General features: G+C 66.5%; 15 protein-coding genes. 10 read left to right on the forward strand and 5 right to left on the reverse strand.

Annotation, left to right across the window (positions count from 1 at the left end; translation table 11 throughout):
• Nucleotides 1-46 precede the first annotated feature (46 nt).
• The 3 genes from ligA (at nt 47) to ACQPZ2_RS11420 (ending at nt 4,026) form a co-directional block, all read left to right on the forward strand.
• A complete protein-coding gene (gene ligA / locus ACQPZ2_RS11410) occupies nt 47-2,161 on the forward strand; it encodes an NAD-dependent DNA ligase LigA (RefSeq protein WP_433525509.1) in 2,115 nt (704 codons plus the stop codon).
• 84 nt (nt 2,162-2,245) lie between these two features.
• On the forward strand, nt 2,246-2,944 hold the full coding sequence (locus ACQPZ2_RS11415) for an SDR family NAD(P)-dependent oxidoreductase (protein ID WP_433525510.1): 699 nt from the start codon (nt 2,246-2,248) through the stop codon (nt 2,942-2,944).
• The gene (locus ACQPZ2_RS11420) at nt 2,941-4,026 is read left to right on the forward strand and encodes an S-adenosylmethionine:tRNA ribosyltransferase-isomerase (protein ID WP_433525511.1); all 1,086 of its coding nucleotides are present in this window, start codon (nt 2,941-2,943) and stop codon (nt 4,024-4,026) included. Before ACQPZ2_RS11415 ends, ACQPZ2_RS11420 begins: the two co-directional genes overlap by 4 nt.
• Nucleotides 4,027-4,119: 93 nt before the next feature.
• Here the strand turns inward: ACQPZ2_RS11420 and ACQPZ2_RS11425 are convergent, their stop codons facing one another.
• A complete protein-coding gene (locus ACQPZ2_RS11425; RefSeq protein ID WP_433525512.1) occupies nt 4,120-4,485 on the reverse strand; it encodes a hypothetical protein in 366 nt (121 codons plus the stop codon).
• 175 nt (nt 4,486-4,660) lie between these two features.
• Between ACQPZ2_RS11425 and ACQPZ2_RS11430 the strand changes: the two genes are divergently transcribed.
• Nucleotides 4,661-5,905: an AAA family ATPase gene (locus ACQPZ2_RS11430; RefSeq protein WP_433525513.1), complete on the forward strand. Its 1,245-nt coding sequence runs from the start codon at nt 4,661-4,663 to the stop codon at nt 5,903-5,905.
• Between the two features lie 150 nt (nt 5,906-6,055).
• Here ACQPZ2_RS11430 and ACQPZ2_RS11435 read toward each other — a convergent pair whose 3' ends face one another.
• Nucleotides 6,056-6,949, reverse strand: coding sequence for an IS982 family transposase (locus tag ACQPZ2_RS11435; RefSeq protein WP_433523944.1), 894 nt, complete (start codon nt 6,947-6,949; stop codon nt 6,056-6,058).
• Between the two features lie 520 nt (nt 6,950-7,469).
• On the opposite strand from ACQPZ2_RS11435, the gene ACQPZ2_RS11440 reads away from it, so the two are divergent.
• Nucleotides 7,470-7,814 (forward strand): hypothetical protein, encoded by a 345-nt coding sequence (locus ACQPZ2_RS11440; protein ID WP_433525514.1) that lies wholly within the window; start codon nt 7,470-7,472, stop codon nt 7,812-7,814.
• Nucleotides 7,815-8,300: 486 nt separating this feature from the next.
• Nucleotides 8,301-8,810, forward strand: coding sequence for a GNAT family N-acetyltransferase (locus tag ACQPZ2_RS11445; protein WP_433525515.1), 510 nt, complete (start codon nt 8,301-8,303; stop codon nt 8,808-8,810).
• A 46-nt stretch (nt 8,811-8,856) separates the two neighbouring features.
• Here ACQPZ2_RS11445 and ACQPZ2_RS11450 read toward each other — a convergent pair whose 3' ends face one another.
• Nucleotides 8,857-9,507, reverse strand: coding sequence for an amino acid-binding protein (locus ACQPZ2_RS11450; protein ID WP_063042991.1), 651 nt, complete (start codon nt 9,505-9,507; stop codon nt 8,857-8,859).
• 261 nt (nt 9,508-9,768) lie between these two features.
• Here ACQPZ2_RS11450 and gatC point away from each other — a divergent pair, with 261 nt between their 5' ends.
• Together gatC and gatA are read left to right on the forward strand one after the other, a co-directional pair.
• On the forward strand, nt 9,769-10,068 hold the full coding sequence (gene gatC / locus ACQPZ2_RS11455; protein ID WP_040693716.1) for an Asp-tRNA(Asn)/Glu-tRNA(Gln) amidotransferase subunit GatC: 300 nt from the start codon (nt 9,769-9,771) through the stop codon (nt 10,066-10,068).
• Nucleotides 10,065-11,537: an Asp-tRNA(Asn)/Glu-tRNA(Gln) amidotransferase subunit GatA gene (gatA, locus tag ACQPZ2_RS11460; protein ID WP_433525516.1), complete on the forward strand. Its 1,473-nt coding sequence runs from the start codon at nt 10,065-10,067 to the stop codon at nt 11,535-11,537. Before gatC ends, gatA begins: the two co-directional genes overlap by 4 nt.
• Nucleotides 11,538-11,621: 84 nt before the next feature.
• Here the strand turns inward: gatA and ACQPZ2_RS11465 are convergent, their stop codons facing one another.
• The gene (locus ACQPZ2_RS11465; RefSeq protein ID WP_433525517.1) at nt 11,622-12,467 is read right to left on the reverse strand and encodes an SDR family NAD(P)-dependent oxidoreductase; all 846 of its coding nucleotides are present in this window, start codon (nt 12,465-12,467) and stop codon (nt 11,622-11,624) included.
• A gap of 109 nt (nt 12,468-12,576) precedes the next feature.
• Here ACQPZ2_RS11465 and ACQPZ2_RS11470 point away from each other — a divergent pair, with 109 nt between their 5' ends.
• A complete protein-coding gene (locus ACQPZ2_RS11470; protein WP_433525518.1) occupies nt 12,577-13,164 on the forward strand; it encodes a TetR/AcrR family transcriptional regulator in 588 nt (195 codons plus the stop codon).
• 224 nt (nt 13,165-13,388) lie between these two features.
• Nucleotides 13,389-13,622, forward strand: coding sequence for a hypothetical protein (locus ACQPZ2_RS11475; protein WP_433525519.1), 234 nt, complete (start codon nt 13,389-13,391; stop codon nt 13,620-13,622).
• Nucleotides 13,623-13,637: 15 nt separating this feature from the next.
• Here ACQPZ2_RS11475 and ACQPZ2_RS11480 read toward each other — a convergent pair whose 3' ends face one another.
• Nucleotides 13,638-14,879, reverse strand: coding sequence for an SGNH/GDSL hydrolase family protein (locus tag ACQPZ2_RS11480; protein ID WP_433525520.1), 1,242 nt, complete (start codon nt 14,877-14,879; stop codon nt 13,638-13,640).
• Nucleotides 14,880-14,899: the final 20 nt, after the last annotated feature.

Raw genomic sequence — 14,899 nt, forward strand, 5'->3', positions numbered from 1 at the left:
GGAATGTGGCGGTGACTTGTCGGTGGGCTCGACTAGTGTGCGTTGGGTGAGTGACAGCGACATTGCGGCGGAGCCGGCTACGGCAGAGCAGCGGGTGGAGTGGCAGCGGCTTGCGGACGAGGTTCGGGAGCACCAGTTCCGGTATTACGTGCGGGACGCGCCCATCATCTCCGACGGTGAGTTCGACAAGCTGCTGCGGCAACTGCAGGCGCTCGAGGACGCGCATCCGGATCTGCGCACGCCCGATTCGCCGACCCAGCTGGTCGGCGGCGGATTCGCGACGGATTTCACCGCCGTGGACCACCTCGAGCGAATGCTGTCGCTGGACAATGTCTTCGACTTCGACGAGCTGCGCACCTGGGCTGGTCGGGTCGAAGCCGAGACCGGGTCGAACCTGCACTATCTATGTGAGGTGAAGATCGACGGTGTCGCGCTGAACCTGGTGTACGAGAAGGGGCGACTGGTGCGCGGCGCGACCCGCGGCGACGGACGCACCGGCGAGGACGTCACGCTCAACGCGCGCACCATCGAGGACATTCCGGGCGAACTGACCGCGACCGCGGAGTTCCCGATCCCGGAACTGCTCGAGGTGCGCGGCGAGGTCTACTTCCGGCTGGAGGATTTCGAGACCCTCAACGCGGCGATCGTGGCAGAGGGCAAACCGCCGTATGCGAATCCGCGCAATACCGCGGCGGGTTCGCTGCGCCAGAAGGATCCGGCGGTCACCGCGCGGCGGCGGCTGCGGATGATCTGCCACGGCTTCGGACGCATCGAGGGTTACACCCCGACCTCACAGCACGAGGCCTACCGCGCGCTCGCCGCCTGGGGTCTGCCGGTCTCCGAGCACACCAAACTGGTGCAGGGCATCGATGCGGTGATCGAGCGCGTCAACTATTGGGGCGAGCACCGTCACGATATCGAGCACGAAATCGACGGCCAGGTGATCAAGGTCGACGAGATGGCGCTGCAGCGCAGGCTCGGCTCGACCTCGCGCGCCCCGCGGTGGGCGATCGCCTACAAGTACCCGCCCGAAGAGGCCACGACGAAGCTGCTGAATATCGAGGTGAACGTCGGGCGCACCGGCCGGGTCACCCCGTTCGCGGTAATGGAACCCGTCTCCATCGCGGGCTCCACGGTAGCCATGGCCACCCTGCACAATGCCTCCGAGGTCAAGCGCAAGGGCGTGCTCATCGGCGACACCGTCACCATCCGCAAGGCCGGTGACGTGATTCCGGAGGTGCTCGGCCCGGTGGTCGACGCGCGCACCGGCGACGAGCGCGAATTCGTCATGCCGACGCACTGTCCGGAATGCGGCACCGAGCTGGCGCCGCAGAAGGAGGGCGACGCCGATATCCGCTGTCCCAACCAGCAGTTCTGTCCGGCGCAGCTGCGCGAGCGGGTGTTCCATGTGGCCGGTCGCGGTGCGTTCGATATCGAATCGCTGGGCTATGAGGCCGCCAATGATCTGCTGAAGTCGAGCGCGATCACCGACGAGGGCGATCTGTTCGACCTCGACGAGGCGCGATTGCTCACCACCACGCTGTTCGCGAACAAGGACGGCGGTCTGTCCGCCAATGGCAAGCGACTGCTGGAGAACTTGCAGACCGCCAAGAATCGGCCGCTGTGGCGGGTGCTGGTCGGGTTGTCCATCCGGCACGTGGGGCCCACGGCGGCACGGGTGCTGGCAAGGGAATTCGGCAGTCTCGATCGGATCCAGGATGCCGCGGTGGAGGAACTTGCCGCCGCCGACGGTGTCGGCCCGACCATTGCCGCCGCGGTCGCCGAATGGTTCACCGTCGATTGGCATCGCGCGATCGTCGACAAGTGGCGCGCCGCGGGCGTGCGGATGGCCGATGAACGCGACGAGTCCATCGAGCGCACCCTCGAGGGGCTATCGATCGTGGTAACCGGGTCGCTGGAAGGGTTTTCCCGCGACGGCGCCAAGGAGGCGATCCTGGTGCGCGGCGGTAAGGCCGCGGGTTCGGTCTCGAAGAAGACGGCATTCGTGGTGATCGGTGATGCGCCGGGCTCCAAGGCCGCCAAGGCGGAGGAACTCGGTGTGCCGATTCTCGACGAGGACGGATTCCGCAAGCTGCTAGAGCAGGGTCCGGCAGCGGTGACGCCGGAGACGGCCGCGGAGGATGCCGAAGCCGAGGAGTAGATATGCCGTCGGCGAATACTCCTTGACCTGAACCTGACTTCAGGTATGACGATCGACTGGTAGGTAACTATCAGGAGATTCGATATGACTCACCGCACTACCGCTCTGATCACCGGTGCTTCGGCGGGATTCGGTCTGGCTCTTGCGCGCTCGCTCATCGGGCGCGGCTGGCGGGTGATCGGCACCGCCCGCCGCGCCGACCGGCTCGCCCGTGCCGGATCCGAACTCGGCGAAGCCTTTTTCGCTGTGCCGGGCGATATCACCGATCCGGCACATCGCGCCGAGCTGGCCGAGGTCGCGGGCGAATTCGGACATCTCGACCTGCTCGTGAACAATGCGAGCAGGCTCGGGCCCAGTCCGATGCCGCGACTGGCGAACTACCCGCTCGATCAGCTCGAGCTGGTGTACCGGACCAATGTCATTGCCCCGCTCGCGGTTCTGCAGTTCGCGCTGCCACTGCTCGATCCGGATGGGGTCGTGGTGAATATCAGCTCCGATGCGGGCGTCGAACCGTATCCGGACTGGGGCGGCTATGGCTCCTCGAAGGCCGCCCTGGATCAACTCACCGCCATCCTGGCCGCCGAACATCCGGAGCTGTCGATCTACGCCTTCGATCCCGGCGATATGCGCACCGAAATGCATCAGGCGGCATTTCCCGGCGACGATATCTCCGATCGTCCCGAGCCCGAGACCGTCGTGCCCGCGCTGCTGCGCTTGATCGAGCAGCGACCCAAGAACGACCGTTATACCGCCGCCGATTTCGCCGCGGGGGTCGGTAGATGACCACCGCGTTGAATGAATGGCCCGACGTTCTGCCACCCGAGCGCAATGCCGCCGCTCCGCCGGAGGCGCGTGGACTGGCTCGCGACGAGGTCCGGATGCTGGTGGCGGCGGATCGTCTCACCCACAACACCTTCCGTGAACTGCCACGGCATTTGCACGCAGGTGATCTTGTGGTGGTGAACAATTCGGCGACGCTGGCCGCAGCGGTCGACGGCACTCTCGACGGCATGCCGGTCACACTGCATCTGTCCACCTGGCTCAACGCGCCCGTCGACGGGGCGAGCGGGCCACCGGACACCTTCGGCGGTTGTGACGGACTGTGGGTAGTGGAGGTGCGCACCCGCGAGCGCTCGCCCTATTCGCGTGACCTCCACCCGGGCAATGAGATTCAGCTTCCGGAGGGTGCCACCGCCACCCTGCGTGAACCCTGGCTGCCGGGTGCGCGCCGACTCTGGATCGCCGAACTGAGCGCCGATCCCACCTGGCTGCTGGCGGCCCACGGCTATCCGATCACCTATTCGTATGTGCCACAACGTTGGTCGCCTTCGTACTACACGACTGTCTTCGGCCGGATTCCGGGCAGCGCGGAAATGCCGAGTGCGGCACGTCCGTTCACGCAAAGCCTGGTGCTCGATCTGGTGACCTCAGGTGTCGCGATCGCGCCGATCACCCTGCACACCGGGGTCTCCTCACCCGAGGCGGGCGAACCTCCGAGCCCGGAGCGGTTCGCGGTACCGGCGGCGACCGCACGTCTGGTGAACGACACCACGGCGGCGGGTGGGCGCGTCATCGCGGTCGGCACCACGGTGACGCGAGCGTTGGAGACCACCGTCGACCACAACGGAATCGTGCATCCGGCCCGGGGGTGGACCGAACTGGTCCTCGGTCCGCGACACCCCGCCCAGGTGGTCGACGGCATCATTACCGGCTGGCACGCACCCGGCGCATCGCATCTGGAGCTGCTCGTTGCGGTCGCGGGCGAGGCCACCGTCCACGAGGCGTATGCCACCGCCCTCGACACCGGATACCTCTGGCACGAATTCGGCGACAGCGCACTGCTCTTCAACACCCCCCGCAGCTGAATCCACCCGATGCCGACCGCCGAGAGTCGTCGAATGGCGGCGGGTCAGCCCCGCAGGGAACCACCATTCGACTACTCTCGGCGGTCGTTGGTGCTAGGAGGGGGTGATGCTGATGGTGGAGTCGAGCTGGCCGCCGACTTCGATGCGGCCGCATTTGCCGTTGGCGAGATCGAGATGGGCGGTCCTGGTTTTGGTCCGGCTCTTCTGGATGGTGGTGTCGACGATGACCTGGACCTTGCCCACCGAGCACACCTTCACGAGCGCGGGCGAGCCGTCGAAGCTGTAGGTGCCGCCACTCTGGCAGGTGTTGGTCTCGTCGTGGAAGAAGATCCGGGCGGTACCGTCCGGACAGGGCGCCTCGGCGGCAGCTTGCGGCGGTCCGAGCACGACCAGCGGGCCGAGTGCGAGCGCGGCCGCGACGGAGCTGCGGGCCACTAGACGACTAATCGTCAGGTCCATCGTTGAATCCCTCATCAGTACATTTCCGGCAGATGCCAACGGGTAGCCGCGGCGCCTGCATGATAACGCGTGACGTGCGCATTTGTCCGGCGGAAGCCTCCTGAGCGACGTCTGTCCAGGCCGGTGAAGCGGGTGCGGTGTCGCGGTGCGCCAGGCGAACCGACAGGATGGCGGGATGCTGCGCAGTTTTCAGGTGACGAATCACAGATCGCTGGCCGAACGGCAGGACTTGCGTTTGAGCCGGGGGAGCGGACCGGTCGCGGTGCCGGTGACGGCGGTGCACGGTGCGAGTGCCGCGGGCAAGACGAGCTTGATCGACGCGCTGGGGCAGATGCGCGATGCGGTGTTGCATTCGGTGACCGGCTGGGATCCCTACGCGGGACCGGTACGCGCACCGCACCGCGGATTCCCGGATCGCCCTTCGGAATTCGTGGCGAGCTTCGTCGCGGAGGGCGTGCCGTACACCTACGGGTTCCGCCTGGACAGCGCGGATGTGACGGCCGAATGGCTCTATACGCATCCGCGCTCGCGCAAGCGAATCGTGTTCGAGCGCAACGGCGAACAGATCAAGATCGGTCCGATGTTCGAGGCCGCGCGCTACGGTATCGCCGCATTGTTGCCGCTGGTGCGGCCGAATGCGTTGCTGCTCAGTCTGGCCGGGCAGATGTATGCCGAGGCGCTGGTACCCGCGTATCGGTGGTTCTCCGCGATGCTCGAAGTGCAGCACGGCGCGACGGATGCCACGGCGGTCGCGCATCGCCTCGGCAGTCATCTGTCCGCTGCACCGGACCACGCGGTGCGACTGCTCATGCTGCTGCGCACCGCCGAACTCGGCATTACCGATCTGCTGATCGCCGATCCGGACCCGATGTACGCGGACTATCTGCGCGAACTCGACGCCGACATTGCGGGGACCGGCAAACAGGTGGAGTTGTGTGCGACCTCGCCGGCGCATGCTGACCAGTTGCTGCGGGAGAACGGCATCACCGAGGTCATGCTCGAACGCGAGCTGAGCAATCTGAAGGCCGCGCGCGATGCCCTCTACACCCGGATGGTCGAGCGTCGCGGCGTCGGTCTCGGACTGGTGCACGGAGGCATCGAGTCCGCGTTCGACATCACCGACGAATCCTCCGCCACCCTCTCGATGCTGCGCTTGCTGCCGACCATGCTCGACGCACTGGACTCCGGCCGGGTGCTCGCGATCGACGATATCGGCGCGCACCTGCCGGTCGAGGAAACCGATCGGCTGATCCAGCTCTTCCAGAATCCGGAGACCAATTCCCGTGGCGCGCAATTGATCTTCACCACGAACAATCGATCGCTGATCGATCGCGCGAACGGTCGCTCCCAGCGCACCCGCACCGCGGTCTGGCAGATCCGCCGCACCGATCACGGCACCAGCGAACTCGCCTCGCTGTAGTCCGTGTCCTCAGGCCACATGAGCCGTCGACCGCTGTCAGTTTTCGTGTCCGGACCGAGTGCGAGCGGCGTGGTGCAACTCGGGATGCCAGCGAGCAGTTGCGCCGGACTCGGTTGTTGTCGCGTCTAGACGAGTAAGTCCGAAGGCCGGTCAGTGATCGTAAGCGATCAGCGACCGGGTGATTGGTGCGCCGATCAGGGTGTTGTGCCAGATCGCGGTGGCCATCGCCAGGATGCGCTGGGCAACGCGGATCGCCACGCCCTGGTAGGAACGTCCGCCGTGGTCTTCCAGGTCGAGCTGGCCTTTGAGAGTGTCGTTGACCGACTCGATCAACTGGCGGACCTTCTTCAGTAACGGCTCACCGTATCGGGTTTTCTCGTCCTTGCGGGACGGGCGAAGCATGGTGATCCCGTACTCGCCCACCAGCGTTTCGAACTCACGGCCCGCGAAGCCCTTATCGCAGATCAACAGGATGCCCTCGTGCTCAGCGGCTACAGCTGAATCGACTTCGAGCATGGCCGAAAGCACCTCGCGTTCACCGATTTTCGGGTCTGCTAGGGCCCACAGGATCGGCATTCCGGCCGGGGTACACACCAGATACAGTTTCAGCCCCCAGTAGAAGCGGGAGTGGGAAGCGCAGTAGCCGTAGCCGGCCCACCCGGCCAGCTCCGACCGCTTCACCGTGGGTCGGGACATGCCACACGGCACCGGAGTCGAGTCCACGATCCAGCAGTCGTCGAGCCAGAAATCGCTGGCGCGAGCCAGCATTCGGATCACCCGCTTGACCAGTCCCAACGCGTTGCGCAGCCGCTTGTTGTACCCGGACTGCTGCGGCAGGTACGGGAACATCCCGGTCAGATGCTTGCGGGCGTACCGCAGCCAGTGCGATTCGGAGGTGAATCCGAGCAGCGACTGGGCCACCGCCAGGCACACCAGTTCCGAGTCGGTCAGCACCGGTGGCCGCCCCGTCCAGCGTGGACCCGCCAATTCATCGTCGATTTTCACGTACAGTGCGGTCAGGAGGGCGTCAAGGTCGTTCGTCACACAATGGTCTTCGGCGCCCTCCGTCCATGTCCAGGCAACGCCGGGACTTCGGACTTACTCGTCTAGTGGCGCCGCAGTAGTGGCCCGGACGGAGCGGGGGTGGCACGGTGCCGTTCGTGGTGCCGGTGGGCGTGCGCGCCGACTCGGTTGTTGTCACGCCTTGTGGTGCCGCAGTAGTGGCCCGGACGGAGTGCGGGTGGCACGGTGCCGTTCGTGATCCCGGTGAGCACCTGCATCCCGGTGAGCACCTGCGCCGGACTCGGTTGTTGTCGCGTCTAGTGGCGCCGCTGTAGTGGCCCGGACGGAGTGCGGGTGGGGCATGGTGCGGTTCGTGGTGCCGGTGGGCGTGCGCGCCGACTCGGTCGTTGTCGCGCCTTGTGGTGCCGCTGTAGCGGCCCGGATGGAGCGTGGGTGGGCACGGTGCCGTTCGTGATCCCGGTTGAGCGTGCGCGCCGGACTTGGTCGCCGCCGCGTTTGGCAGGGCGGCAGTTCGCGTGCCTGGACCAATAGCATGGGTGCCATGGTGCAGTTCGCGATGCTGGTGATCATGGTCGGCGCGCTGGTGGCGATGGTCATGCTCTACCTGCGTGGCCGCAACGGTGTCAGGCTGTCGAATCCGGAGACGGGGACGCTGTATGTCACCGGGGTGAGCCCGCGGCCCGACGCGACCGGTGAGCAGTATGTGACCATTACCGGCAGCCTGACCGGCCCATCGGTGCCTGGCACTGTGGTTTACGGCCGCCTGGTGTGGGACGTGAACAACTGGCCTGCCATCGGGGATCTGATCCCGGTCGTCTACCCGTCCGGCAAACCGGAACGCTGGCAGATCTCGCACCCGGGCGCGCGTCCGGGGCTCGGTTCCTGACCGCCCGCCGTCGCTCGGCCAATGGCATCCCACCGAGCGACTTCCACGACGGACCGTGTTTCGGCGGCGGCCCTGCATAGAGTCGGCGGTTTTGCGCGGCGAGTCTTGTCGATTGTGACGGTGTCTCTGGGGCGGGCCTGCCTCGTGTCGACGGACGTGCGCGGCGAGTCTTGTCGATCGGGACGGTGTCTCTGGGGCGGGCCTGCCTCGTGTCGACGGACGTGCGCGGCGAGTCTTGTCGATCGGGACGGTGTCTCTGGGGCGGGCCTGCCTCGTGTCGACGGACGTGCGCGGCGAGTCTTGTCGATCGGGACGGTGTCTCTGGGGCGGGCCTGCCTCGTGTCGACGGACGTGCGCGGCGAGTCTTGTCGATCGGGACCGTGTCTCCGGGCCGGTCCCGCATCGATTCGGCGGCCTCCGCGGCGAGTCCGGTCGACCGACCGGGTTGTTTGGGAGTGGCTGCCTGGGCGGTGGGAGGATGCCGGTATGGATGTGCAGGACTCCCAGGTCGTCGTTCGCGACGCTCGCCCGGACGAATACGATGCAGTCGGTGACCTGACGGTCGAGGTCTACGTAGGGGAGGGCTATGTGCGCCCCGGCAGCCCGTATGTCACCGAACTCGCCGATATCACCCATCGCGCGGGCACGGCGCAGGTGCTGGTCGCGGTGCACGACGATCGGGTGGTCGGTTCGCTGGCGGTGGCTCGGCCGGGAACGCCGTACGCCGAGATCGCCCGACCGGGGGAGCTGGAGTTCCGGATGCTCGCCGTGTCGAAGTCGGCGCGTGGGCTCGGTGCGGGAACGGCGTTGGTGCGCACCGTCATCGAGACCGCACAGGCCGAATCCTTTGCCGCCGTGGTGCTTACCACGATGCCCGCCATGGCCGACGCGCGGCGGATCTATGACCGATTCGGTTTCGTCCCTGCGCCGGAACGGGATTGGAAGACCGATGCGGGCGAGTGGCTGTCGGTGCTACGGCTGGATCTCCCAGCCTGAATATCCGACAGCACCGACCGGCGCGGCGGTCGGTATTCGAGCATCCTCAGCCCAGGACGGTCGCGACGATCCCCGCGAGATAACCGAGTCGCGCCACTTCGGACGGGCGGAAGTCGGGCCCGCCAGGACGTCCCAGCAGCAGCACCTTGCCGGTATTTCCGAGCGGCGCGGCGGCCAGCTTCGTGTCCATATCGCGCCAGATCTGCGGCACCCAGTCGCCCTCGGGATCCAGGACGGCGGGCTTCTCCAACGGCATCCACGGCGCCGAACCCGCCTGCGTCTGCGGCGCACTCTGGCTGCCGACTACGCGGTAGGCGCCCTGCGGACCCATGTCGATGATCGTGCTCCAGCCGACGCGCAGCACTCGCGGCACTCCGTCGACGAGCACCTGTAGCCGATCGTCGCGGGCGCTGGCGACCTGATCGATCAGCTCGAGTTCGCGATGGGTGTCCAGCACACCGGAATACGGGCGGATCGAGTCCACGTGCACGTCGCCGATCGATTCGGCGGCGGTGATCAATGTGTCGGGTAGCGCACCCTGCGGCACCTCGACCACGAGATCGTCGACCGCGAATCCCGCACCCCGCTCGACCACGTCGAGGGAGAGGATGTCGGCGCCGACGGAGCCCAGTGCGAGCGCAAGCGCACCGAGGCTTCCCGGTCGATCCGGAAGTTGCACGCGGAGCAGGTAAGACACGCGCGTTCCTTTCCTTGGCGGCCGAGGCTCTGAAACGAATACCCGGGTCACGCAATACTTACACCCACAAGTCCGAGTTATCGACTCGAAGTACGGCCGGTGACGGATGCCACAGCGCGAATTAGCGCGGAAGCGGCGTGTCACGCTAGCCGGTGGGGTGTGTCGTTGCATGCGCGGCTCCTGTGAAAGTTGTGCAGTGGGGAGTCGCTAGGCTGTTCGGTGGCCGTTCACCAAGCTCAATCATGCCGAAAGGGGTCCGCGGTGCCCGCCATCTCCCGCGACGAGGTCGCACACCTCGCCCGGCTGTCCAGGCTCGCCCTGTCCGAAGCCGAACTGGATCAGTTCGCCGGTCAGTTGGATTCGATCCTGAGTCACGTGCGGACCATCTCCGAGGTCGCCGCCGCCGATGTGCCTGCGACCGCGTCGCCGAATCCGGCGACGAATGTGACGCGTCCGGATCAGGTCATCCCGTGCCTCACCCCGGATGAGGCGCTCTCGGGCGCCCCCGCGGTCGAGGACCAGCGGTTCCTGGTTCCGCAGATCCTGGGAGAGGGCGAATGACCGACCTGACAGTGCTGGCTGCCGCCGAGTTGGCGGCCAAGATCCACGGCCGCGAGGTGACCTCGGTGGAGGTCACCCAGGCGCATCTGGATCGGATCGCCGCCGTCGACGGCGAGTACCACGCCTTCCTGCACGTGGCAGGCGACGAGGCGCTCAGCGCGGCGGAAGCGGTGGACGCCGCACTCGCCGCGGGCGATGCGCCCGCGTCGCCGCTGGCCGGAGTTCCGTTGGCGCTCAAGGACGTTTTCACGACCACGGATATGCCGACCACATGTGCCTCGAAGATCCTCGAGGGCTGGGTCGCACCGTACGACGCGACGCTGACCAGCCGGTTGCGCGCCGCAGGCATCCCGATCCTCGGCAAGACCAACATGGACGAGTTCGCGATGGGCTCCTCCACCGAGAACTCGGCCTTCGGTCCGACCCGGAATCCGTGGGATACCACCAGGATTCCAGGTGGTTCGGGCGGTGGCTCGGCGGCCGCGCTGGCTTCGCATCAGGCGCCGCTGGCGATCGGCACCGATACCGGTGGGTCGATTCGGCAGCCTGCCGCGGTGACCGCGACCGTCGGCACCAAGCCGACCTACGGCACCGTCTCCCGGTTCGGTCTGGTCGCGTGTGCGTCATCGTTGGATCAGGGTGGTCCGTGTGGTCGCACCGTGCTCGATACCGCGCTGCTGCACGAGGTGGTCGCCGGATACGACCCGCGCGACTCCACCTCCCGCAATGTGCCGGTGCCGCCGGTGGTCGCCGCGGCACGCCAGGGCGCCACGGGCGATCTGCGCGGCGTGAAAGTCGGTGTGGTGAAGGAACTGCACTCCGACAGCTACCAGCCGGGCGTCATCGCATCGTTCGATGCGGCCGTCGGTGTGCTGAAGGATTTGGGCGCCGAGATCGTCGAAGTGTCTTGCCCGCACTTCGAATACGCGCTCGCCTCCTATTACCTGATCCTGCCGAGCGAGGTGTCCTCGAATCTGGCACGCTTCGACGCCATGCGCTACGGACTGCGCGTCGCCGACGACGGCAACCACAGCGCCGAGCAGGTCATGGCCGCGACCCGCGCCGCCGGATTCGGCCCGGAAGTCAAGCGTCGCATCATGATCGGCACCTACGCGCTGTCGGCCGGATACTACGACGCCTACTACGGTCAGGCGCTCAAGGTGCGCACGCTGATCGCCCGCGACTTCGACAAGGCCTATGAGCAGGTCGACGTCCTGGTCTCGCCGACCAGCCCGTTCACCCCGTGGAAGCTGGGTGAGAAGGTCGACGATCCGCTGGCGATGTACCTCTCCGACCTGTGCACCCTGCCCACGAACCTGGCGGGGCATCCGGCGATGTCGGTGCCGTCCGGGTTGAGCAAGGACGACGGCATGCCGGTGGGGCTGCAGATCATGGCTCCCGCGCTTGCCGATGATCGGTTGTACCGCGTCGGTGCGGCGTATGAGGCCGCGCGGGGTCCGGTCGCCTGAGAAGTATTGACCTGAGTGCCCACTCCTGTCCCGATCATGCGTGATTCCGCGTGAACTCGACGGGAATGGGCGCTCAGGACATCCTTATGCGGGCCAGACGAACTCGGGGTCGCTGAGGTAGTCCTTCCGGCGCTGATCCAGTGCCATCGCGACCATTTGGTGTGCGCGGGGGCCGATTACCTTGCGCACCGGTGGGTTCGGCGTATTCACGAGCGCGATCAGTTCCGCCGCAGCGACTTCCGGGGCCGCTTCGACCCACTCGGACTCAGCATCTGTCTCCGGCGATGGGGTGGTCGGGTCCGGGTAGTCCGGCATGCCCAGGATGCCGGTGCGCAGTTCTTTGTACACCGGGAGCGCCGTCGCGAACTTCATGCTCGATTTCGCCCAATCGGTATCGAAACCGCCGAGTTGGGCCAGCGTGACGTGAATTCCGAAGGGCCGCAACTCATCCGCGAGTGACGCGCCGAAACCCTCGAGTGCCCATTTGCTCGCGTTGTACATGCTGAACAGCGGCAGGCTGCCGACCGCGCCGATGGTCGAGATCTGCACGATATGCCCCGCGCCCTGCTTGCGCAGATGCGGCACTGCGGCCTGCGAAACCCACAGTGCGCCATAGAAATTGGTATCCATCTGGGCGCGGATCTCGGCTTCGGTCAGTTCCTCGACCGCACCGACCAGACCGTATCCGGCGTTGTTCACGATCACCTCGATACTGCCCGCGATCGCGAATGCCTTGTCCACCGTGGCGATCGCGCGGTCGCGGTCGCGAACATCCAAGGGCAGCACCGTCAATCGGTCGTCGTCGATATCGGCCATCGATCGCGGATCGCGAGCGGTCGCGACAACGCGGTCGCCACCGGCGAGCGCGGCGAGCGTGAACGCCCGCCCCAGCCCGCGGTTCGCGCCGGTGATGAACCAGGTTCTGGTCATTGTCGATCCTTTCGTCGCGAGACGATCCGTCTCGTTTGACGACCATGCCAACCTGACTCGGTCTTGTCAAGACGAGACGTTTCGTCTCGCGGCTTGGTAAAGTCTCATCATGGCCGAAACCCCCAGCGCAGCAAGGCGCAGCGAACGTGCCCGCGCTGCGATTCTCGGCGCCGCCACCGAACTGATCCGTGAGCTGCCCTACGCGAAGTTGAGCGTCGAAGCCATCGCATCCCGCGCCGGGGTCGGCAAGCAGACGATCTACCGTTGGTGGCCGTCGAAGGGGGCCGTCGTGTTCGACGCGATGCTCGAACTCGATTCCGGCCCGGGTGGTCTCGTACTTCCCGATACCGGCGATATCCGCGCGGACCTGCGTGAACTGCTCCGCGGCGCGATCGCCGAGCTCACCGATCCGAGTTTCGAGGCCTTCCTGCGGGCGATGTACATCGAGATACAACAGGATCAGGAACTCGCCGACGCCTACCGCGAGCGACTCCTGCTTCCACAGCGTGCGGCCATTGCCGAACGCTTGGCCGCTGCTGTCCGGGCCGGACAGTTGCGCTCCGATCTCGATACAGAGTTCGCGATCGATCTGCTGCTCGGTCCGATCCAATCCCGCTGGTCCCTGGGACTGCCCGGCCTGACGGAGTCCTACGCTGACGCCACCCTCGAAGCCGCCCTGTCCCACCTCGCGTCTTGACCACCGTCCCTTGAACGGTCGCAACGCATCGGCCCCGGCCACCATCCCTTCGCCCGACGTGACTCGATCGGTCTGGAAGATCTCGGCGACTGCACGGTCGTAGCGGGTACCGCATCACATGGAGGAGACCATCAACCCTTCTAAATGCCGTCGGGCCGACCGATCGCACGTGGCCCGGTGATGGCCACCTGGCAGCAGATGGTCGACACGGTGACTTCGAGGCAGTGCGTCCCGAGGTCGTCGCGGACTACTACCCGTGGCCGGGCTTGGCATTCGTTCCGATCCGCGATGCCGCGCCCTCCCGCTGGGCGCTGGTGAGGCGCACCGCCGCGGGGAGCCCACTGATCCGGGCATTCGCCGAAACGGTGTCCGATGTCGTCGATGCGACACAACGCGACAATGCGCCCGGCACCGCACTCGGATCCGACAGCTCACGAAAGGGCAGTGGAACAAGCTGATTCGGCGTGGGCGGGTCAGCGGATGTCGGTGAGGTCTACGGTTGCGGCCATGGTGCGGTACCCGGCGTCATTGGGGTGCAGGTGGTCGCCGCTGTCATAGGCGGGGGCCAGGCGGTGCGGATCGGTCGGGTCCGCGAGTGCGGCGTCGAGATCGACGATGGCGTCGTATTCGCCTCCGGTCCGGATCCATTCGTTGACCGCCAGGCGCTTGTTTTCGGCCGCATCGTTGAAGTAGGGCGAATCGCCGAAGGGGGGCAGCGTCGCGCCGAGGACGCGGAGTCCGGCGGCGCGGGCTTGGCCGATCAACTCGCGGTAGGTGGTGATGAGCTGTTCGGGAGAGACGTCGACGACGGTGTCCACGGCGGTCACGCCGGAGCTTAGGCCGATGTCGTTGGTGCCCTCCAGGATGATCACGGTCCCGACGCCGGGCTGGTCGAGCACGTCGTGCCGGAATCGGGTCCGGGCGCTGTCACCCAGCCAGCTGGAATCCACGGTGACGCGATTGCCGCCGATGCCCTCGTTGAGTACGGCACGCGGTATGCCTGCCGCGGCCAGGCGTTCGGCGAGTTCGTCCGGGTAGCGATTGTCGGAATTACCGGTGGAGCCGACGCCTTCGGTGATCGAGTCGCCGAAGGCCACCAATGCCGAGCGCGGCGGCGCGACATTCGCGACCTCGACGCCGGTCAGGTAGTACCAGGATTGGCTGGTCTCGGTGAAGGCAGCGGCGGTCGCGTCGGCGCGGTGGTCGCCGTTTGCCCGGTAAGTGGTGGCGAAGGACTGGGCGTGCTGGGTCGCCGGGCCGGTCGGTTCGGCCAGGTACAGGGTGATGGTCACCGACTCCAGCGGCGCCAGCGACAGCATGGCCGGATCGGTCACGAGATCGGCGCCCGGTGCGATGCGGAACGACGGGGCGAGGCCGACAGTCAGATTCTGCACGCTGTCCGGATCGATCGCGCCGTCGGCGGCGCTGCGGGCGATCGTCGCGCCCGCGACCGCGAGCGGTGTCGTCCCGTAGCGGTTGGTCAGCCGCACCCGAGTGGTCAGACCACCGTCACTGACCCGAACTACCTGGCGCACCGTTTGATTCGTGAATCCGCTCTCCGCCCAATTGGCCACGAATGCCTTGCTCGGCTGATGCGCCGAGGTCGCCCAGACCGTCGTCCAAATGAATGGTTTCGGTGGATTCGCGTCCGCGGTGCCGACGGTGGCGGGCAATAGCGCCAGCAGCAGCGCTACCAGGGCACGAACTGTACGCACGACGAAACCCCTTCTGTGGC

The sequence above is a fragment of the Nocardia pseudovaccinii genome (assembly GCF_050942345.1).
Lineage (GTDB): Bacteria > Actinomycetota > Actinomycetes > Mycobacteriales > Mycobacteriaceae > Nocardia > Nocardia pseudovaccinii.